This is a genomic window from Serratia liquefaciens (genome assembly GCF_027594825.1).
Classification (GTDB): Bacteria; Pseudomonadota; Gammaproteobacteria; order Enterobacterales; family Enterobacteriaceae; genus Serratia; species Serratia liquefaciens_A.
Window position 1 is genome coordinate 176,392 of the sequence record NZ_CP088930.1, and the last position, 19,521, is coordinate 195,912.

Annotated in this window: 16 protein-coding genes and 1 pseudogene; 7 read left to right on the forward strand and 10 right to left on the reverse strand. The window is 53.1% G+C overall.

The features are described from left to right. Positions 1-5: 5 nt before the first annotated feature. Entirely contained in the window at positions 6-1,112 is a 1,107-nt protein-coding gene (locus LQ945_RS00785; RefSeq protein ID WP_270102053.1) for an ABC transporter ATP-binding protein, read from the reverse strand. A 308-nt stretch (positions 1,113-1,420) separates the two neighbouring features. Between LQ945_RS00785 and LQ945_RS00790 the strand changes: the two genes are divergently transcribed. Both LQ945_RS00790 and adhP read left to right on the forward strand, forming a co-directional pair. Further along, positions 1,421-1,621, forward strand: a complete 201-nt coding sequence (locus LQ945_RS00790) for a hypothetical protein (RefSeq protein WP_017892824.1) — start codon at positions 1,421-1,423, stop codon at positions 1,619-1,621. 143 nt (positions 1,622-1,764) lie between these two features. Then, a complete protein-coding gene (gene adhP / locus LQ945_RS00795; RefSeq protein WP_044551077.1) occupies positions 1,765-2,778 on the forward strand; it encodes an alcohol dehydrogenase AdhP in 1,014 nt (337 codons plus the stop codon). A 207-nt stretch (positions 2,779-2,985) separates the two neighbouring features. Here adhP and LQ945_RS00800 read toward each other — a convergent pair whose 3' ends face one another. After that, complete coding sequence (locus LQ945_RS00800; RefSeq protein ID WP_020826870.1) at positions 2,986-4,506, reverse strand: aldehyde dehydrogenase family protein; 1,521 nt, start codon at positions 4,504-4,506, stop codon at positions 2,986-2,988. 277 nt (positions 4,507-4,783) lie between these two features. Between LQ945_RS00800 and LQ945_RS00805 the strand changes: the two genes are divergently transcribed. Then, positions 4,784-6,574: a sigma-54-dependent Fis family transcriptional regulator gene (locus LQ945_RS00805; RefSeq protein WP_270102054.1), complete on the forward strand. Its 1,791-nt coding sequence runs from the start codon at positions 4,784-4,786 to the stop codon at positions 6,572-6,574. 187 nt (positions 6,575-6,761) lie between these two features. Here LQ945_RS00805 and LQ945_RS00810 read toward each other — a convergent pair whose 3' ends face one another. The 5 genes from LQ945_RS00810 to LQ945_RS24870 all read right to left on the reverse strand — a co-directional run bounded on the left by LQ945_RS00810 (position 6,762) and on the right by LQ945_RS24870 (position 13,947). Next, positions 6,762-7,688: an ABC transporter substrate-binding protein gene (locus tag LQ945_RS00810; RefSeq protein ID WP_197022767.1), complete on the reverse strand. Its 927-nt coding sequence runs from the start codon at positions 7,686-7,688 to the stop codon at positions 6,762-6,764. 146 nt (positions 7,689-7,834) lie between these two features. After that, complete coding sequence (locus LQ945_RS00815) at positions 7,835-8,302, reverse strand: GNAT family N-acetyltransferase (RefSeq protein ID WP_269934625.1); 468 nt, start codon at positions 8,300-8,302, stop codon at positions 7,835-7,837. A gap of 37 nt (positions 8,303-8,339) precedes the next feature. After that, complete coding sequence (locus LQ945_RS00820; RefSeq protein WP_269934626.1) at positions 8,340-10,427, reverse strand: EAL domain-containing protein; 2,088 nt, start codon at positions 10,425-10,427, stop codon at positions 8,340-8,342. A gap of 266 nt (positions 10,428-10,693) precedes the next feature. Further along, positions 10,694-13,129, reverse strand: a complete 2,436-nt coding sequence (locus LQ945_RS00825; protein ID WP_270102055.1) for a glucose/quinate/shikimate family membrane-bound PQQ-dependent dehydrogenase — start codon at positions 13,127-13,129, stop codon at positions 10,694-10,696. 575 nt (positions 13,130-13,704) lie between these two features. Then, positions 13,705-13,947 carry a LysR substrate-binding domain-containing protein gene (locus tag LQ945_RS24870; RefSeq protein WP_420136172.1) on the reverse strand — a complete coding sequence of 81 codons (243 nt, stop codon included), beginning with the start codon at positions 13,945-13,947 and terminating at the stop codon, positions 13,705-13,707. 21 nt (positions 13,948-13,968) lie between these two features. Between LQ945_RS24870 and LQ945_RS00830 the strand changes: the two are divergent. Beyond that, positions 13,969-14,178, forward strand: a pseudogene (locus LQ945_RS00830) (recombinase family protein); the annotation flags it as partial. Between the two features lie 439 nt (positions 14,179-14,617). After that, positions 14,618-14,722, forward strand: coding sequence for a zinc-binding dehydrogenase (locus LQ945_RS00835; protein WP_270102056.1), 105 nt, complete (start codon positions 14,618-14,620; stop codon positions 14,720-14,722). Between the two features lie 65 nt (positions 14,723-14,787). Here LQ945_RS00835 and LQ945_RS00840 read toward each other — a convergent pair whose 3' ends face one another. Both LQ945_RS00840 and LQ945_RS00845 read right to left on the reverse strand, forming a co-directional pair. Continuing rightward, the gene (locus tag LQ945_RS00840) at positions 14,788-15,690 is read right to left on the reverse strand and encodes an endonuclease/exonuclease/phosphatase family protein (protein WP_270102057.1); all 903 of its coding nucleotides are present in this window, start codon (positions 15,688-15,690) and stop codon (positions 14,788-14,790) included. A gap of 133 nt (positions 15,691-15,823) precedes the next feature. Beyond that, a complete protein-coding gene (locus tag LQ945_RS00845) occupies positions 15,824-16,744 on the reverse strand; it encodes a LysR family transcriptional regulator (RefSeq protein ID WP_270102058.1) in 921 nt (306 codons plus the stop codon). A gap of 136 nt (positions 16,745-16,880) precedes the next feature. Between LQ945_RS00845 and LQ945_RS00850 the strand changes: the two genes are divergently transcribed. Both LQ945_RS00850 and LQ945_RS00855 read left to right on the forward strand, forming a co-directional pair. Next, positions 16,881-17,588, forward strand: coding sequence for an SDR family NAD(P)-dependent oxidoreductase (locus LQ945_RS00850; RefSeq protein ID WP_269934630.1), 708 nt, complete (start codon positions 16,881-16,883; stop codon positions 17,586-17,588). 92 nt (positions 17,589-17,680) lie between these two features. Continuing rightward, the gene (locus LQ945_RS00855) at positions 17,681-18,568 is read left to right on the forward strand and encodes a LysR family transcriptional regulator (protein ID WP_270102059.1); all 888 of its coding nucleotides are present in this window, start codon (positions 17,681-17,683) and stop codon (positions 18,566-18,568) included. Between the two features lie 48 nt (positions 18,569-18,616). Here the strand turns inward: LQ945_RS00855 and LQ945_RS00860 are convergent, their stop codons facing one another. Continuing rightward, the gene (locus LQ945_RS00860) at positions 18,617-19,468 is read right to left on the reverse strand and encodes an aldo/keto reductase (protein WP_270102060.1); all 852 of its coding nucleotides are present in this window, start codon (positions 19,466-19,468) and stop codon (positions 18,617-18,619) included. Between the last annotated feature and the right edge of the window lie 53 nt (positions 19,469-19,521).

A 19,521-nucleotide genomic window follows, 5' to 3' on the forward strand; every position in this document is an offset into this window, starting at 1 on the left:
TTTGATTATTGAATTGCGTATTGCTGTGTCACGGTTTGAAAAGTGTGTTCCCTGTGGTGGCAACGCTCACCATTGCTGGAGGAAAACAGGTACTGTGCGCGCTCATCCCATTGCAGGCCGACCAGGCTGCCTTCGGAAAAACGTTGCATTCCGGGCGTTTTCACCGTGATCGGTTCTTGCAGCGCAGGCAGATGGCAAACGACGAGCGTATCGGCACCCATATATTCGTAGCTGATGATTTGGCCGGTGAGATTGCCGCTGCCGGGCGCGCACAGACCGATCTCTTCGGCGCGAATGCCCAGGCTCAATACCGTCTCCTGGCGGTCTGACAGCACCGGAAGAGGGGCGTTGCCAATGTGATGACCATCGCCTTTGCGCGTTAAAGGCAAGATATTCATCGGCGGTGCGCCAATGAACTGTGCGGCAAAAATGCTGGCGGGATTGTTATAAAGGTTGTCTGGCGTATCGTGCTGCTCAATTCGACCATCGTTGAGCAGTATTATCTTGTCCGCCATGCTCATGGCTTCGGTTTGATCATGGGTGACATACAGCATGGTCAACCCCAGCTTGCGTTGCAGCGCGCGAATTTCACGGCGCATGCTCTGACGCAGTTTGGCGTCCAGATTGGATAACGGTTCATCCATCAGGCACAGTTTGTTTTGGGCTATCACCGCGCGCCCTAATGCCACGCGCTGTTGTTGCCCACCGGAAAGCTGGGACGGCAGGCGATCCAGCAAGGGTTCGAGCTCCATCAGCTTACTGATGTCCGCCAGGCGCGAGGCAAAGTGCTGTTTGTCCTCTCCACGGGCCCGCAGGCCAAACAGCAAATTCTCCCGCACGCTGAGGTGGGGAAATAGCGCGTAAGACTGGAAAACCATCGAGAGTTTGCGCTGCGAAGGCGGCAGGGCGGTCACATCACGTTGCTGGATGGCAATCGTACCGCTGTCGGCGGACTCAAGGCCGGCCAGGGTACGCAGCAGGGTAGATTTTCCACAGCCGGATGGCCCCAGTAGCGCGACAAAATCGCCTTCCTGCACTTCAAAACTGATGTTATCCAGTGCGGTTTTATCGCCCCAGGTTTTCGTGATGTTGCTCAGTGATAAATAGCTCATAGCGCTTCTTGAATTGGCATGTTGTGCCCACCCTAGCTGCTGAGTATTTATCTGGTATGAATAATTGATGACAGTTAAGTGTCGACGGATCGTCCTCCGGAGGGGAAAGATGGCTTGCGGACCGCGGTCCATGTTAAATTTGTGCCAGGTAACTCTGTATCCCTGATCACAAAGAGAATTTAACATGAAGATCGGTCATTTATATCCCATCACGAAGGATGTTGCCTCCAAGCCCAGCAACGTGGTTATGCGACTGCGGGCTATTGAATATCAGCGATAACCGTTCCGCCCCGAAGAAGCCAGACGCTATGCGTACAGCCAAACCGCGCCGCCCGCACGGGCGATGGGTTTACTACATCCTGCATGAAGATATTCTGTGGCCCTGCCCGGTAAAGTGGGAATGGGAAAGCAGTTACCATGCCTGGTTGCCTTTTTACTATTCGCCAACGTTGGAATTCGTTGCCGGTAACCCCGCCAAGGCCACAAAAATCACTAAAACCAAACGTTAATCATTATTTCCGTTTCAGAACCGCAATCGCGCTGGCTGATATTAAATATTTGTTTTTAAAGAAAACCCCGCATTTCTTGCCCTCAGGGTTATGAGTAACTACATTAACAACTGTACTTCAACTCACCTGAGGAGAGATATCCTATGAAAGCAGCCGTAGTGACTAAAAACCACAGTGTCGATATTCAGGATAAACAGCTTCGCCCACTGAAATACGGTGAGGCGGCGCTGAAAATGGAGTGTTGCGGCGTTTGCCATACCGATCTTCACGTCAAAAATGGCGATTTTGGCGAAGTGCCCGGTATCACCCTGGGGCATGAAGGGATTGGGGTCGTCACCGCCGTAGGTGAAGGTGTCACCTCGTTGAAAGTCGGGGATCGTACCAGCGTCGCCTGGTTCTATCAGGGATGCGGCCATTGCGAATATTGCGTCAATGGTAACGAAACGCTGTGCCGCTCGGTGAAAAATGCCGGTTACAGCGTTGACGGCGGCATGGCGGAAGAGTGCATCGTAGTGGCGGATTATGCGGTCAAGGTGCCGGATGGCCTGGACTCCTTTGCAGCCAGCAGCATTACCTGTGCCGGCGTCACTACCTATAAGGCGGTGAAAATTTCCGACATCAAACCGGGACAGTGGATCGCGATTTACGGCCTGGGCGGTTTGGGGAATCTGGCATTGCAGTATGCCAAGAACGTGTTCAACGCCAAAGTGATCGCCATTGACGTCAATCAGGGCCAGTTGGATTTCGCCAAAGAAATTGGCGCCGATCTGGTCATCAACTCCAAAACTGAAAACGCCGAAGAAATCATTCAGCAAAAAGTCGGTGGCGCGCATGCTGCCGTGGTCACCGCAGTGGCGCGTTCAGCCTTTAATTCCGCGGTCAATGCGGTTCGCGCAGGGGGCAAAGTGGTCGCCGTGGGGCTACCGCCAGAAAGTATGGACCTGAGCATTCCGCGCCTGGTGCTAGACGGTATTCAGGTGGTGGGATCGCTGGTAGGGACCCGTGAAGACCTTAAAGAAGCTTTCCAGTTTGCCGCCGAAGGCAAAGTGACGCCGAAAGTGACCAAGCGTCCGTTGGGCGACATCAACGCGATCTTCGAAGAGATGAAGTCGGGCACTATTCGTGGCCGCATGGTTATCGATCTTTCCGCATCATAATCCCGCGCAAATAACTAAGGCCACCTCGGTGGCCTTAGTGGTTGTGACAAGTGCTCTGTTGTTTAATGGTAGGGGCGCTGCATGCTACGCCCAAAGCATAATCAATGAGTTAAATCGGGTCGAACATGTCCGACCCCTACCGGATTAACCTTTTCACGATTTGTCAGCACGCAGAAAGGCCATCCAGCTTTCAGTAACGCGAAAGAATCAAAACAGCCCGAGCGGTTTACTGTCGTAACTGACCAACAGGTTTTTGACCTGCTGGTAATGCGACAGCGCTACCTTGTGGGTCTCGCGGCCGACGCCGGAGTTTTTGTAACCGCCGAAGGCAGCATGCGCCGGATAGAGGTGATAACAGTTGGTCCACACGCGGCCGGCCTTGATGGCGCGCCCCATGCGATAGGCGCGATTAACGTCGCGGGTCCACAAACCGGCACCCAGCCCGAACTCACTGTCGTTGGCCAATGCCAGGGCTTCGGCTTCGTCTTTAAAAGTGGTCACGCCGATCACCGGTCCGAAGATCTCTTCACGGAAGAAACGCATGCTGTTATTGCCGGTAATCAAGGTGGGTTGCAGATAAAAACCGCTCTGCAAGGTTTGCTCATGACTGGCGCGCTCGCCGCCGGCAATGATTTTCCCGCCTTCGTTTTTAGCGATCTCGATGTAAGACAGGATCTTGTCGAACTGCTGCTGAGACGCCTGGGCACCGATCATGGTGTCGGTGTCAAAGGGGTCACCCTGGCGAATGGTAGTGATGCGCGCCAGCACTTTTTCCATAAATTGCGGGTAAATCGACTCCTGAATCAGGGCGCGCGAAGGGCAGGTACAGACTTCACCCTGGTTGAAGAAGCCAAGAATGAGCCCCTCAACCGCCTTGTCGATGAATTCTGGTTCCGCCTGCATGATGTCTTCAAAGAAGATGTTCGGCGATTTGCCGCCCAGCTCCACGGTGCTGGGAATGATATTTTCCGCCGCGCAGGCCAGAATATGGCGGCCTACCGGGGTTGAGCCGGTAAAGGCAATTTTGTCGATACGCTTGCTGGTTGCCAATGCCTCACCGGCTTCTTTACCGAAACCGTGAACCACATTGAGCACGCCCGGCGGCAGCAAGTCACCTATCATTTCCAGCAGCACGCAGATGCTGAGCGGGGTTTGCTCCGCCGGTTTAAGCACCACGCAGTTGCCGGCGGCCAGCGCCGGGGCCAGTTTCCAGGCGGCCATCAGCAGCGGGAAGTTCCAGGGAATAATCTGCCCAACCACGCCAAGCGGTTCATAAATATGGTAGGCCACGGTGTTTTGATCGATCTCTGCGGCGGTGCCTTCCTGCGCACGCAAACAGCCGGCGAAATAGCGGAAGTGGTCGATCGCCAGCGGAATGTCCGCGTTCAGCGTTTCACGGATCGGTTTGCCGTTGTCCCAGCTTTCGGTCAGTGCCAGCAATTCGAGCTTTGACTCCATACGATCGGCGATCGCCAGCAGCACATTAGACCTTTCCTGAACGCTGGCTTTCCCCCAGGTTTCGGCTGCAGCATGCGCCGCATCCAGCGCTTGTTCGATATCTTTCGCGTCGGAACGCGGGAATTCGGCGACAGTCTGACCTGTCATCGGGGAGGTGTCGGTGAAGTAGTTGCCTGAAACGGGTTCGACAAATTTGCCGCCAATGTAGTTGCCGTAGCGCTGTTTGAAAGAGACCAACGAGCCTGGCAAACCGGGATGAACGTATTTCATGTAACACCTCTCATGGGAACGGAGACTGTAAGGGTGGTGCCTGATTGCCGGCACTCTACAGACACCTAAGCATTGCCCATGCCACATTGATGAAAAGCTGCGTCACACAAATAAATAATATAACTATATCAATATATTAAAGATTAATAATAACTACCAATGCCAATAAAGCCACTGGCTTACTATTCATTTCTATTGTTTTTTGTGTTCCATGTCGCAACGCATGGGACACATTCATGATACAAAAATGCAACACTTTAATTGGCGGGAGTTGGGTATGCTGCATAAAGACCAGACCACCCAGACCGGGTGTCTCTCTGACGACGATCGCCTGTCACTCTCCGGCCCCCTGTCCGAATCCTGGTCACGCAGCCGGCACTATGGCCTCAAGCGAAGCGACGATCATGTTCCTTTTATCCGGCCGACGCTATTGAAAGAAGTGCGCGGGCAAAACGGTTGGGTTGCGCAGCTCGCGCGGCCGCTGCTCGAGCGCTTGGGCAGTGAAATCAACCGCCAACCCTCCATTGTGGTGGTGTCCGACGCCGGTGGTCTGGTACTGGAAACCTGCGGAAACACGCACTTTTTGCGTAAGGCATCGCGGGTCTCTCTGGCACCAGGCAATCTGTGGGGCGAGCAGGAGCGTGGCACCAATGCCATCGGTACCGCTTTGGCAATGGGGGCACTGTGCGAAGTCAATGGCGACGAGCATTTTCTCAATCAGAATGCCGGGCTTTACTGCTCCGCCGCGCCGATATATCGCCCCGACGGCCTGATCGCCGGCGTATTGGATATCTCTACGCCAGCCCAACACCCTTACAGCGAAGCAGGTTCGTTGATTCTGCAGGCTGTCCGGCACATTGAACATCAATGGGTGAAAAGTTGTGTCACCGACCGTCATTGGACACTGCGCCTGCACAGCGATGCGCGGGTTCTCGGCAGCGCTCATGAGATGATATTGGTGTTTCGCGATGAAATTCTCACCGCGGCCAACCGATTAGCGATGCAGGAATTCAATCTCAGCGCGGCGGCCTTTGGGGCGATGGACTTTGCCACGCTGTTTCCGGAAATGTCCCTTCAGACCCTGAATGCGCCACGACAGACTTTGGCAGTGAATAATCGTCACTATTATTCACTGTTGCAGATGCCGGAGCGCCCAACGCAGTACGTCAGGCCGCTGCTGCAGCCTTATGATCGTGACGGTGCCGACCGGCAGAAAGCCCTGCGTATTCTTAATGCCGGGCTGGCGCTATGCATTAGCGGGGAAACCGGGTGCGGCAAAGAATATTTCAGCCAGCGTTTGTTCGAGGAAAGCCACCGGCGGCAGGGCAACTTTGTGGCAATCAACTGTGCAGCCCTGCCGGAAAGCCTGATCGAGTCCGAGCTTTTTGGCTATGCGCCAGGAGCTTTTACCGGCGCCAGCAGCAAAGGCTACGTCGGCAAGATCAGAGAGGCCGACGGTGGCGTGTTGTTCCTCGATGAGATTGGCGATATGCCATTGAGTTTGCAGACCCGGTTATTGCGGGTACTGCAGGAAAAGACGGTCACGCCGCTCGGCAGCCGCGTCAGCTATGCGGTTGATTTCTCACTTATCTGTGCCACCCACCAGGATCTGGAACAGCGGGTGACGGCAGGGGCATTCCGCGAAGACTTGCTGTACCGCATACAGGAATTCAGCCTGCGCATATTGCCGCTGCGGCAGCGCGCTCACGTTGATCGTTTCATCCTCAATCTCTGGCGCGAATTGGGTGGTGATGCGCGGGGTATCAGACTGGCGCCGGACGCTATCGCGGCCTTGGCCGGTTATTCCTGGCCCGGTAATGTGCGGCAGCTGTTGAGCTCTTTGAAAGTGCTGCTGGCTTTGACCGATGACGGCAACCTGATCAGGCTTGAGGATCTGCCGGAGCAGTTTCATCTGCTTGCTCGCCCCGTAGCGCCGCAGAGCGTATCGGTGGACATGTTGGAGGCCATTCGAAACGCCAGGGGCAATATCAGCCTGGCGGCGAAACGCCTGGGGATCTCGCGCAGTACGCTTTACCGCAAGATGGAGAAACATCGCACCGAGAACTGACAAAACGGGGCCCATTCAGGGCCCCGCCAGACTGCTGACAAACACTCTAAAAGGCTAACCGGTAGGGGGCCGACCCGATTTAACTCATTGATTATGCTATTGGGTGCAGCATGCTGCGCCCCTACCATTAACCACAGAGCACTTTGTCTGCGGCCTCTCGGGGCCCATTCAGGACCCCGCGTGGTGATTATTTATCGCCCAATCCCTGTGGGTTGATTTCGGATTGTTCGATTTTCTCGTCGCTTTCCGCCCAGCGATCCAACACCTTCAGGTAACTGCCGTTGGCAATAGCGCTATTGAGCGAAGCCTGCACCGCATCTACCAAACCATTGCCTTTCTTCAGCGTGACGGCAATGTTGGCGCTGCGCGGCCAACCCCCCGGCACGATGCCGACCAACCGGGTTTTACCGGTCAGTTTCGCCTGATAAGCACCGGACACATTCGGCCCGAAGGTCGCATCCGCACGACCGGACTGGATGGCCAGCGTCGACGCCGCCTTGTCGGTGACATAAATCGGCTGAAGGGCAGGTAACCCCTTGGCCTGATTCTCTTTATCCCAGGCCAGCAGCACGGCTTCCTGATTGGTGCCGGAGTCTACGATAATCTTTTTGCCGGCAATGTCCGGTGCCGATTTTATCGAGGTGATCTTACTGTCGGATTTCACGTAGAAGCCCAATGTATCCTGGCGATAGGTGGCGAAGTCGAATTTGGTTTTACGTTCCTGAGTGACGGTAATGTTGTAAACCGCGGCGTCGTATTTACCTGAGGTGACGCCTAACGGCCAGTCTTCCCATGAAGTCGGCACCAGTTTCAGTTTCAACCCCAGCCCGTCGGCAACCAGCCTGGCAATATCCGACTCGCTGCCAATCACCGTTTTATTGTCGCGGGCGTACAGACCGAACGGTGGGCCGCTGCCCAGGATCGCGACGGCTACGGTCAGGGTTCCCGGTTCAACAAATTTGAACCCGGCGGGGATCTTGGCCGCAGCCTCCGGATCCTTCTGGGTATGAATAGGGGTTTCGTTGGCGATCAGGTCCAGACCCGGTGCGGCATGTGCCAGCGCGGAAAGGCTCAGGAGTGCCGCCGCTGCGGTGAGTTTTGCGCTATGTATCATTATTATTACCTGCATTATTATGTTGTTGAGGCGGTCAACTCACTATCCTTCAAGCCGCTAAATCTGTGAACGAACAAAATTGGCTAACTAATTTTAGAAACGGTCAGGTTACAAAGGAGGGGGAGTACTCGGTGAGCGTGAAGGGCTTAAACGTCGAGATTTTTGCGCATGAAAGCATTTTGCAGCACTACGCCACGCAAGACCGGACTTTTCCGTTCAACGACCTCAAATCCCTGGCGGATAAAGAAGGGTTCTGCGGTTTTGCTGACGTTCGAGGTCAGCTCATTTAGCCCCAGCCGTCTGGCTTCTTCGTGAATACGCTTCATCAATAAAGTCCCAACGCCTTGTCGGGCATAGGCGCCGGATACAAAGAAATGATCGATATAGCCGTCAGGTTGGAGATCGGCATAGCCAACGATTTCTTTATCAATCTCAACGACAAAGGGGCGTAAATTTCTCATGTGTGCCGCCCAAAGCTGTTGATCAATATCGGCGGGAGCCCAGGCATTGACCTGTTCAGCGGTGTAGTCGCGTGATGCGATCTTATGTACCGCAGAGAAAAAAACGCGAAACAGCGCAATTTCGTCACCCGTTATGAACTGTCGAATCATCATTATTTCCCTAAAAAGTACCGGAAAGTATTGTACCTGCTCAGGAGTTTGAAAGGATATTTTCTCGTAGCATATTGATTACTTTGGCTGCTTCGACGGCCTGGCTGAACAGAAATCCTTGCCCCAGGTGATAGCCGGAATCACGCAGCGTTTGCCGCTGTAGCTCGGTTTCAATGCCTTCCGCAATAATATCAATGGATAATTTCTGCCCCAAAATACCCATGCTTTCCACGATGCCCAAAATCGCCGGTTCGTTATTCATGCGGCGGATGAAATCCCGATCCAACTTGATGCAGTCCAGAGGGTAGTCCATCAGGTGTGTAAAGGAGGAATGCCCGGTGCCAAAGTCATCAAGCGCGATCCTGATCCCCATTTCCTTAAGCATTTGCAAAGCGCGCAGCACATACTTCGAACCGTGCTTGTTGAATGCATGTTCAGTGACCTCCAGCTCGATAAGATGGTGGGGGATGCGAAACATTTGCAGACGCCGCAGGAAAGTTTCAGCGTAGTTATCACGTAAAAACTCGATAGGTGCGGCATTCAAAGACACCGGCAACACCTCAACGCCAGATGCGATCCAGCCGGCGATATCGGCAAAAACCTTCATCTGCATGGTTTCGCTGATCTTGGTTGCCAATTCGTAATCGTTGAATGCTTCGACGACGGTTTCGGGCATCCTCATGCCCTGTTGCGGACAATACCAGCGCAGCAGCGCCTCGAAGCCCACAATGGCGCCGGTTGCCAGGCTGACCTTGGGTTGGTAGCTGGGGCGGATTTGATTATCGCGGACTATCTGCCGCGCGTGATGAAGCTGCGCCGCACGCTCTTTTGCCTTATCCATCATCTGTGGGTGAAACATATAAACGCCGCCCCGCCCGCCGTCCTTGAGCTCATACAGGGCGGTATCGGCACATTTCATCAGTTCCGAGGCGTCGCGGGCATCCTGCGGATAGCGTGCGCAGCCGATGCTCATACCGCAATGCAGCGTTTTACCGCCATGGGTAATCGGTGACTCGAGCTGCATCAGAAAGGTATTGGCGATTTTGTAAATATCCTGCTCGTTTTCAACGTCGCCTATCACAATCGCAAACTCATCGCCGCCCAAACGGGAAACGAACGAGTTTGGATTTAAATAAGCCGTCAGCCGGCGGGACAAGACGCGTAGCAGATGATCGCCGGCGGCGTGCCCAAGGGTGTCGTTAACCAGTTTAAAATGGTCGAGGTCCAGCAAAATCAACCCGAGGGATTTATTGCTGCTCAGGGCTCGCTTCATTTCCTGTTTTAATTTTTTGTTGAATAACCGCCGGTTGGGCAAGCCGGTCAGTTCGTCGTATTCACTGGCGATCAGCAAACGTTTTTCCGCTATTCGCTGAGAGCTGACGTCGCGCGAGACGCACAATATATTTTCTATTCGATCCTCGTTATCGAAGACCGGGCTGAGAATATTGTCCCAATGCTGCAGCTTGCCGTCAGGCGTAGCGCTAAGGCCGGCGAAGCGGGCGTTTTTACCGGTTAGCACTTTACGCAGCGCTTTTTTGCCGCGCGAGCGCACTTCGGGTTGCAGCAGATTCAGCCAGGGCATGCCAAATTGCGGTTGGTGCTCACCTATGCCCAGAGCGACGCTGCCGGCTCTGTTCATGTGCAGCAGCGTGCCGTCATTATTAATGACCTTGATGCAGTCGACGCTGGCATCAAGCATGTTTTTCTGCGCGGCCAGCGTGGTGGAAATGCGCTGTTTCTCCAATACGGAATCATGGATATCGGTGCCACTCAGATACCAGTGTATTTCCTCAGTATCAGGCATTTTATTTGCGCCAAACGACAGTAAAAACCAGCGGTATTCACCGTTGTATTGCCGCAGGCGAGCTTCATTGACGAAATAGCTAGCCGTGGCTATTGCCTGCTGCCATAGCGGTTCGATCTGGGGGTATTCGGCAGGGTGCAAGGCTTTCAACCAGCAAGTGCCTGGGTTATCAGATGAGGAGAGGCCGGTATATTCACACCAAAGCTTATTGAAATGTCCCCCGAGGCTATTACCCATGCCAATGAGATTAGGTAAACCATTAAAAATTTCATTAGCCATATCCACAGGCGGTTTTTCATCACTGCGCTCGGGTAGAACACTCATTCGTCATTTCCTCTGAAAACCACCTGTCATTTATGCTAGCCAATAAAAAGCCTGCGGGTGGAAATATTCAATAGCCGTTTCTGCGCGATAAAAAAGCCGCCAGAGAGAATGAGATATAAAGTCGGTTAACACATTAGGAATACTCTCGTATTTCCGCCTTTTAATGAGCCAGTTTAATTAGGTATTGGCTATTAAACCGTTGCCCGCGAATATAAAAAAGCCCCCGCAGTGAGGCGGGGGCTGGCGATCATAACCTGTGGTTAGATTTATTTATCAAGTGCATAGGCAATCACGTAATCGCCACGGTCTGGCGACTGACGAGCGCCACCGGCGGAAATCACGATGTATTGCTTACCGGTGGTCGGTGAAACATAACTCATTGGCGTGCCGCCGCTGCCGACAGGCAAGCGCGCTTTCCACACTTCTTTACCGGTGGAAGAGTCAAAGGCCCGCAGGTAGTAATCCTGAGTGCCGGCAATGAACACCAGGCCGCCCTGAGTCGCCAGCGTGCCGCCGAGCGTCGGCATGCCCACCGGCATTGGCGCACGCATTTTGATGCCGAATGGCCCGGTATCCTGAACCGTACCGGCCGGGACTTGCCACACCACTTTCTGCGTTTTCAGATCGATCGCCGACAGGGTACCAAACGGCGGTTTCTGGCAAGGAATGCCCAGAGGTGACATGAAACGGTTTTTGTTAACGCCGTAAGGCGTGCCTTTTAACGGCACCGCACCCATACCGGCATTGACCGATTCACCGCCATTGCTGGCCGGGGTATTGGCATCGGTTTTTTGCGGGATCATTTGTACCCACAGGCCCAAACGCATGTCGTTGGCGAAGATGTAATGGTTGTTCGGATCGGTCGACAGGCCACCCCAGTTCATGCCGCCCAAAGAGCCAGGGAAGCTGAGAGAGATATCGGTGTCCGGTGCGGTAAACAGGCCGTCGTAGCGCATGGATTTGAAGCTGATGCGACACATCAACTGATCAAACGGCGTGGCGCCCCACATGTCGGACTCGGTCAGTTTTTCGGCGCCAATCTGCGGCATGCCAACGGAGAAGGGTTGAGTCGCCGAGTATTGCTCACCGGGGATGGTGCGGGTTTTCACCGGCAGCTCTTTCACTTCGGTCAAAGGCTTACCGGTATGGCGATCCAACACGAAGATCTGACCGGTTTTGGCACCAATGACCAGGGCCGGTTTGGTGGTACCGTCCTTCATTGGGAAGTCGATCAGGCTGGGCTGCATCGGCAGGTCGAAATCCCACAGGTCGTTATGAACGGTCTGATAAACCCACTTCTCTTTGCCGGTGGTGGCGTCCAACGCCAGGATAGAAGCGCCGTATTTGTGATCCAACGCGTTACGGTTAGCGCCCCACAGATCCACCGAGGAGCTGCCCATCGGCAAGAACACGGTGTTCATCGCCGGGTCGTAGGACATCGGTGCCCAGGAATTTGGCGTGCTGCGGACAAAGGTCTGGCCGGGTTTTAAAGCTGAGTTTGGATCCTGATTACCCGGGTCGAACGCCCAGCGCATCGCGCCGGTGATCACGTCAAAACCGCGCAGCACGCCGCCAGGCATATCAGTTTGTACGTTATCGGCTACGCGGCCGCCGACCACAACGGTAGTGCCCGCCAGCGTAGGGGCAGAAGTCAGCTGATATTTCGGATCGGCGGCATCGCCCAGACCGACTTTCAGATCAACCACGCCCTGGTTGCCGAAGTTCTGACAGAATTCACCGTTATCGGCGTTGATTGCCACCAGGCGCGCATCGATGGTGTTCATCAGAATACGGCGCTGGCAACTGTCGCCTGCAGCCAGGGTGACCGGCGTAGCGGGCGTAGAGCCAGGTACGGTCGGCTGTTGCAGGGGCTTGGCAACATCAAAGTAGGCCAGGCCACGGCAACGGTTCCAGACCTGGGATTTCGCGTTGATTTCACGTTTCCAGATCTCTTTACCGCTGTCGGCATCGACGGCAATCACGTTGTTATGCGGCGTGCACAGGAAGATACGGTTGCCGATTTGCAACGGCGTTTGCTGATCTTCAGCGCCGTTGCCATCCGGGCTCAACGGAGTATCGCCGGTGTGGAAGGTCCAGGCGACCTTCAGTTCTTTTACGTTGTCCCGGGTGATTTGGTCCAGCGCCACAAAGCGGCTGCCGCCCGGGGTATTGCCGTAGTTATCCCAATCTTTTTGTTGTTTGCTTTTATCCACCGGGATCAGCGGCAACGGCTCGCCGCTGAAAGCCACGGTAGGGTGTGGCTGGAACATCTGCACAAAGGTGCCGATCATGCCAACGGCCAATACCGCACTTAGCAGGTAAGACAGTTTTGCCAACGGCGTTTTGCCTTCTGGCTTACGCAGTGCCGGCCAGCTCAGGAAGGTCAACAGCATCAAACCGGCAGGGACCATCAGCCGCGAAACCAATGGCCAGAAATCGAAGCCGGCATCAACCACCGACCAAACCAGCGTGCCGACAAACACCAGCAGGAACAGCGGCACGGCCGAAGATTTGCGACGGAAGAATTGCACGGCGGAAAGCAGGGTAACGATACCGGCAATCAGAAAGTAGCTGCTGCCCCCCAGCGAAACCAGCTTACCGCCGGCAATGGCAAAGAATAGGCCGACAACGGTAAGGATTACCCCTAATAAACAACACCATAGTTTAAGTTTTATACCCGGACGGGCATTTGATTCAGGCATGTCTGAAAGACTCCAAGATAATGTTTTTCTTCATGTTTACCTCGAGTGATCGCGTCCGTGCCGTTCCCTGGTGGAGTGAAAGCAGAGCGTAAATCAAACGATGGAATGTCGATATTGTACCATTTGATTCATTATAAAGTTAAGGATATGTTGCCTGCTAACTAAATTCTTAGCCCGAATTGCAACAACTGCGGGGCGCTGAGGGTGGCTTGGTTCAGACTACGACCGAGTGAACGTGGTGCATTGCCCAGAATGGAAATATGAGGCTGCGAATATTTAATAAACCATAAAAATAAAGTGGATAATAAAATCTTGGCGAGTTTTATACCAAAGGGTGTACGGCTATTATTTATTATTGAGTTAGTGGGTTTTCATTAGCGGAATTTTTGATTTCTTTAGTTACATAAGGTTATAGAAATTAACTCATTACGTTAACATTAGTATTCCACTATGCAGTGCTTCGATTGATTGGGCGTCATCGTTTTACTGTACTGCATAGTGGGCACTATTAAAGCATTATTAATCTTAAAGCAGAAAACCCATAGAACCGCCATCCTCTAATAAATCTCCCGCTATCAATAACCTGTGAATTTTATCGTCCCTCGTCGCCGACAATCGAGATATACCCGTACCAGTCGCGATGGATGCCGTTGTGATGGATAGAGCAAGCTAAGCGTTTGTTCTGGCAACGGGTGAGAAGGTAAGACTGCGCACAAACGGCCGGCGGCGATCTCCTTGTTCGCCATAAAGGGCGGTAACTCAGTGACCGCCTGACCCGCGACGGCTCTGCTGCGTAAAAGTGCGTAATCGTTCGCCACCAGTACCGCTTTCGGCTCAAGATAAAAGAATTTGATTCACAGGTCGTGGCGATCCAGTTCATTGATGATGGTACTGATACCAGTACCGATTGTGGGGTGGGTACTATGGTCATCATCCTGTCAGCTGTAGCACAGACAGAACGTCAGCGAATACTGGAACGAACGAATGAAGGGCGGCGGGAAGCTCGATTGAAAGGTGTAAAGTTCGGTCGAAAGCGGTTAATAGACAGAGCCCTAATATCCAAATAGCCAGCTAACCAAACAAACGGTTAAAAATGCAGGTATAATTGAATGTATTGTGTTTAACCAATTGTATTTTCCACTCAAAACTCTAAATATAATAAACCACATGACATAAATAAAAATAATATAAATAACGTTCATAATAGAATTCCTTTAATGGCAAACAGTGCATCTTTGCTTCATGTTTGGACAACATCCATTGCTGATAACGATAACTATTATCGTTATGTTTGTGCGGATTTTGCCATCTGTTTACAAATTGTCAATTATTGAAAGCAAAGGATACATCATGACGGCTTAAGTTGAGGGCAAGAAAGAGACAAGCGGCACAGTTTGAGGTGGTGGTGATTGATACCGGTGAAATTGCAGAACAAATACGGGGTGTAGCACCGGAAGGTGTAGATGTAGCCCTTGAGCAGACCAGACCATGCCGTCGCTGTGGGTGAAAACCTTCGACTTTGACGATGTCGCCAACGCTCACCGCATGATCGAGAATGACCGTGCACAGGGCAAACTGGTGGTTCGCGTCTGAGGCCAGCAGGCCCATCGATGGGCAAAAAACAGTGAGGAAGCCTGCAACAGGCTTCCTCATTGGCCTTACTGTTCTGAAAGCTCAAGATCGGCAATAACCGGCAGGTGATCGCTTGCCGTTGACCAGGTAAATTCAGGCGTATTATGTGGAATATCCACATTCTTCACGTTCCACTTTTGACCTTTAAATGTGAAGATATGGTCTATATCAATCGCGGGGTTAACCGCTGGCCAACTGCGAGTATCGGTTCCTTCTTTCACAACTTCATTGAAAAAATAACGTATTTCTTTCAATGGCTGTTCATCTTGCGTCGAGTTGAAGTCGCCGGCGAGGATCTTAATCGAGGAGGCAATATCTTTGAAATCAGAAGCGGCATCGCCAATGCTCAAATCCAACAGGTAGCGTGCTTGTTCAGTGCGTATCGCCGGATCTTTTTGCCAGTCGAGATGGGTGACCATAATGATTGGCGCTGAATCAAACCCGGGAACCTCAACCTGCGCCAGTAATGTGACGCGTTGCTCGGCATCACCCGATGGCAATTTAACCACCTGTGAATGCAGAATTTTGTATTTGGAAAGCAGTCCTACGCCATACTCGCCGCCATCGAAATCAAGCGCTTTGCCAAAGGCATAATGCATTTTATTGGCATCAGCGATTTTTTTAAGCTGATCGATTTTTTGACTGCGCAGTGTCTTATTATCCACTTCCTGGATCGCGATAATATCCGCATCTATTTTTTTAATGGCCGAATTAAGTGCGGTGAAATCGGAGACGGCAGAAGAAGCTTCATTTTTACCGATGTTATAGGTGGCTATCTTCAAATGCGGTTTATCCTGCGAGAAAACCTTGTCTGGCACGCCACCTTTTTGAACGGCAAGTATTTCATTACCCGCAAGTTTGTCGCTTGCTTGTACGCTGGCGATAAGACTGCCCAGCGCCATCATGGTGAATATAACTGTTTTTTTCATGTCACCTAATCTCCCCGTAAAATAGAATTCCTGGCAGAGAATACAGAAGAAAGGGGGCGGTTATCGTGACACCTGACTCAAACTTCCGACGCGATGAAAATTAACACTTGAATGGCCGCTGGCGCAGTGCTCTTCAGGTCGCTAACGTGGCAAAGCGTTGTTGAACCACCTTCAGCACCCACTGCCGCAGCCAGCGATGGGCTGGGTCGGCCTCCAAACGCGGGTGCCACATCTGCGAAACGGTGATGCTTTGGGTTTTTACCGGCAGTTCAAACATATAAAGCGCAGTGCCCACCGGTTGATTGATCAGGAATGAAGCAGGGACCAGCGCCACCAGATCGGACGCCTGAGCCACCGCCAGCGCGGCGGGAAAACTCGGCACCACGGCGGCGACTTTTCGTTCCAACCCCAATTCAGCCAATCCCTGATCTACCGGGCCGGTGACCAGCCCACGGCGTGATGCGACCACATGACCACATTCGGCATAGGCTCGCGCGGTGATTTCGGCTTCCTGCTCCAACGGATGGCCCTTTCTGACCACTGCGACGAATCGGTCGCGGAACAGCGCCTGCAGGCGGATTTCCGGCCCCATGTCCCCCAAAACGCCGACTTCCAAATCAACCCGTCCTTCACGCAAATGCCGGGAGCTCTTTTCCGGTTTTGGCGCAAAACAGAGTCTCACCAACGGGGCTGCCGTTGCCACGGCGGAGATCAGTGCGGCGCCGAACGCCTCGACAAAGCCCTCGTTGGCGCGCAGGGTAAATGTCCGTTCCAGCGTTGATAAACTCAGTTCTGATAGCGAAGGGCGCAGTATCGAACGCGCCTCAAATACGGTGTTTTGCGTACGTTCGCGAATCTCTTCGGCATAGGGAGTGAGTACCATATTGCGCCCGGCCCTTACCAGTAAGGGATCTCCGGTGACTGCCCGCAGTCGGCCAAGCGTACGGCTCATGGCCGAGGCGCTGAGGTTTAGGCGGCGTGCAGCTTCGGCCACGCTGCCCAGCGTAAGCAACGCATCGAGCGCAATCAGTAAATTGAGATCGGGTTCTGACATGTCGGGGATCCTGGTTTATTGATAGGAGAGGCGTCCGATGCAGGTGATAAGTGCAAATGCTGCGTCTTCCGCAATCTATTCAGCATAGTTATATTTTTTAGCGCACATGACAACGAAAACACAGAGGAATACTTTCATGCAAACACCGTCAAAACAGCAACAGACCGTCCTGCTCATTGGTGCATCCCGGGGATTGGGCTTCGCGATGACAGAAGAGTTTCTGCAACGTGGTGACAAAGTAATCGCTACCGGTCGCGAGTCCTCTAAGGACAATCTTCTTCGCCTGGCGGAAAAGTTTCCGCACCTGCTGGAAGTTGAAACGGCCGATATTACCGCGCCCGAACAGATTAGCGCCTTGCGTGAGCGATTGAAGGATCGCCAGATTGACCTGCTTTTTGTTAACGCCGGGGTGAAAAACGACGATCGTGAAACCGTGGCGGACGTCTCGACCGAAGAATTCACCCGGGTAATGGTGACCAATGCGCTGAGCCCTATGCGGGTCATCGAGAGCTTTAAAGATCTGGTAGTCGAATGCGGAACCCTCGGCGTGATGTCATCCGGGCAGGGCAGCCTTACCAATAACACCAATGGCAATTTCGAAGTCTATCGGGCCAGCAAATCTGCGCTAAATATGTTGATGCGCAGCTTCGCGGCGCGTCACCACGACGACTCTCGCACCTTGCTGCTGATGGCTCCTGGTTGGGTACGCACCGAGTTGGGTGGTCCGCAAGGGCGATTGAGCATCGACGAAAGCATTCCGGCACTGCTTGATACCATGGCGGCCTACCGAGGGCGTTCCGGCTTACATTATCTTGATTATCTCGGCAGAGTGGTTCCCTGGTAATTGGCTGGATATTTCGGGCTAAAGTGATTGCGTAGCCCACGCGTTATCATTAGTTTTATCTGCCATTACTCAATGCGTTAAGGAAATACCTGATGCTGAAAGAAAACTTCAATGAGCTGCAAATCTTCCTGGTGGTTGCCAGGGAGAAAAGCTTTACCAAAGCGGCGGCCAAGCTGGGGGTTTCTCAGTCGGCATTGAGCCATGCGGTGAAGGCATTAGAGCAACGTTTAAATACGCGTCTGCTGACCCGAACCACCCGCAGCGTCGCCCCAACGGAGGTCGGGGAGAAGTTAATCGCCTGTCTTGAGCCACGGCTTGCCGATCTTGAGCATGAACTTGAAATCCTGCTCCAACCAAATGGCACCGCTTCAGGCAATATCAGACTTTCCGCCGGGGAGCATGCAGCGCGCTGCCTGATGTGGCCAAAGCTAAAACCTTTTCTTCGGCAATACCCTGAAATTAATGTCGAACTGGTGGTGGATAATGGGTTCGTTGACATTGTAGAAGGGCGTTTCGATGCCGGTATTCGCCTTGGCGAAAGCGTAGATAAGGACATGATTGCGGTAAAAATTGGGCCGGACATGCGAATGGTGGTTGTGGGGGCGCCGGCTTACTTTGCCGAACACGGGATCCCGCAGACGCCTCATGAGTTGCAACAGCATCGTTGCATCAACATGCGACTTCCTACCGCCGGTGGGTTATACCACTGGGAGTTTGAGAAAGACGGCAAGCCGTTGCGCGTGAAAGTGGAAGGGCAACTGACATTTAATCTGTTGGCAGAGAGAATCGACGCGGCGTCGTCAGGGTTTGGTATCGCCTGCGTACCGGAAGATATGATTCAAAACGAAGTGAAATCAGGAGAGCTTATCCAGATTCTGGACGAGTGGTGCCCGACATTTCCCGGTTACTACCTCTATTATCCCAGCCGGAGGCAGCATCCTCCGGCGTTTGCCTTGTTGATTGATGCTCTGCGCCATTAACATTTTGGGGCCGGCGCCCCCCTTAGTGCTACGCCGGCCGTGGTTCACCTAAACATCAAGTTTTCGGCCCGTCAACCATTCCACCATAGCGGGATCGCGATGAGAGAAGAAGGCGCTGGATGCCGTATCCAAAGCGGTAATCTTCTCCATTTCTTCTTCGCTGAGCTCGAAGTCCAGAATATTGATATTTTCTTCCATTCGTTCCCTGCGGACAGATTTTGCCAACGAGATGATATCGCGTTGATAAATCCAGCGCAGAACCACCTGGCCGACACTCTTACCCCGTTTTTCAGCCATGGCGGTTAATAACGGGTGCTGAAACAGGCCATTTTTCCCTTCAGCGAATGGCGCCCACGCTTCGGGCTGTATTCCCCGACTTTTCATCCACGGCACCGCATGCAGTTGTTGGTTAAACGGGTTCACTTCAATCTGGTTCACTGCCGGAACGACCTTGTTGAATGCGATCAGATCCGCGAGCCGGTCCGGATGAAAGTTGCTGACGCCAATGGCACGGATTTTCCCCGCCTGGTGCAACTCCTCCATCGCCCGCCATGCGCCATGAACATCGCCATAGGGCTGGTGGATCAAATAGAGATCCACATAGTCAAGCTGCAGGCGATTCAGTGAGCGTTCAAACTGTGCCTTCGCCCCTTCATAGTGGGTGTCCTGCAACCACAACTTGGTGGTTACAAACAGCGCTTCACGTTCCACACCGCTTTGCTTAAGGGCATTGCCCACCTGGGTTTCATTCTGATAGGAGGCGGCGGTATCAATCAGGCGATAGCCGGACTCAATGGCGTCGATAACGGCGCGTTCGCATTCCTTGGCGTCCGTCATCTGGAAGACACCAAAACCCCGTTTGGGCATTTCGACCCCGTTGTTCAGCTGCACTGTTTGCATGTCGTTATCCTTCTGCTTTTGTGTGAAGAAAGCATAGCGCAGACTGATTTATT

Excerpts from the sequence above, each read along its gene's own strand:
- LQ945_RS00800 (WP_020826870.1), bottom strand. The coding sequence starts at position 4,506 with ATGAAATACGTTCATCCCGGTTTGCCAGGCTCGTTGGTCTCTTTCAAA.
- LQ945_RS00845 (WP_270102058.1), bottom strand. The coding sequence starts at position 16,744 with ATGTCAGAACCCGATCTCAATTTACTGATTGCGCTCGATGCGTTGCTT.
- LQ945_RS00785 (WP_270102053.1), bottom strand. The coding sequence starts at position 1,112 with ATGAGCTATTTATCACTGAGCAACATCACGAAAACCTGGGGCGATAAA.
- LQ945_RS00835 (WP_270102056.1), top strand. The coding sequence starts at position 14,618 with ATGCCGTCGCTGTGGGTGAAAACCTTCGACTTTGACGATGTCGCCAAC.
- LQ945_RS00855 (WP_270102059.1), top strand. The coding sequence starts at position 17,681 with ATGCTGAAAGAAAACTTCAATGAGCTGCAAATCTTCCTGGTGGTTGCC.
- LQ945_RS00850 (WP_269934630.1), top strand. The coding sequence starts at position 16,881 with ATGCAAACACCGTCAAAACAGCAACAGACCGTCCTGCTCATTGGTGCA.
- LQ945_RS00860 (WP_270102060.1), bottom strand. The coding sequence starts at position 19,468 with ATGCAAACAGTGCAGCTGAACAACGGGGTCGAAATGCCCAAACGGGGT.
- LQ945_RS00820 (WP_269934626.1), bottom strand. The coding sequence starts at position 10,427 with ATGAGTGTTCTACCCGAGCGCAGTGATGAAAAACCGCCTGTGGATATG.
- adhP (WP_044551077.1), top strand. The coding sequence starts at position 1,765 with ATGAAAGCAGCCGTAGTGACTAAAAACCACAGTGTCGATATTCAGGAT.
- LQ945_RS00840 (WP_270102057.1), bottom strand. The coding sequence starts at position 15,690 with ATGAAAAAAACAGTTATATTCACCATGATGGCGCTGGGCAGTCTTATC.
- LQ945_RS00815 (WP_269934625.1), bottom strand. The coding sequence starts at position 8,302 with ATGATGATTCGACAGTTCATAACGGGTGACGAAATTGCGCTGTTTCGC.
- LQ945_RS00805 (WP_270102054.1), top strand. The coding sequence starts at position 4,784 with ATGCTGCATAAAGACCAGACCACCCAGACCGGGTGTCTCTCTGACGAC.
- LQ945_RS00810 (WP_197022767.1), bottom strand. The coding sequence starts at position 7,688 with ATGATACATAGCGCAAAACTCACCGCAGCGGCGGCACTCCTGAGCCTT.
- LQ945_RS00790 (WP_017892824.1), top strand. The coding sequence starts at position 1,421 with ATGCGTACAGCCAAACCGCGCCGCCCGCACGGGCGATGGGTTTACTAC.
- LQ945_RS00825 (WP_270102055.1), bottom strand. The coding sequence starts at position 13,129 with ATGCCTGAATCAAATGCCCGTCCGGGTATAAAACTTAAACTATGGTGT.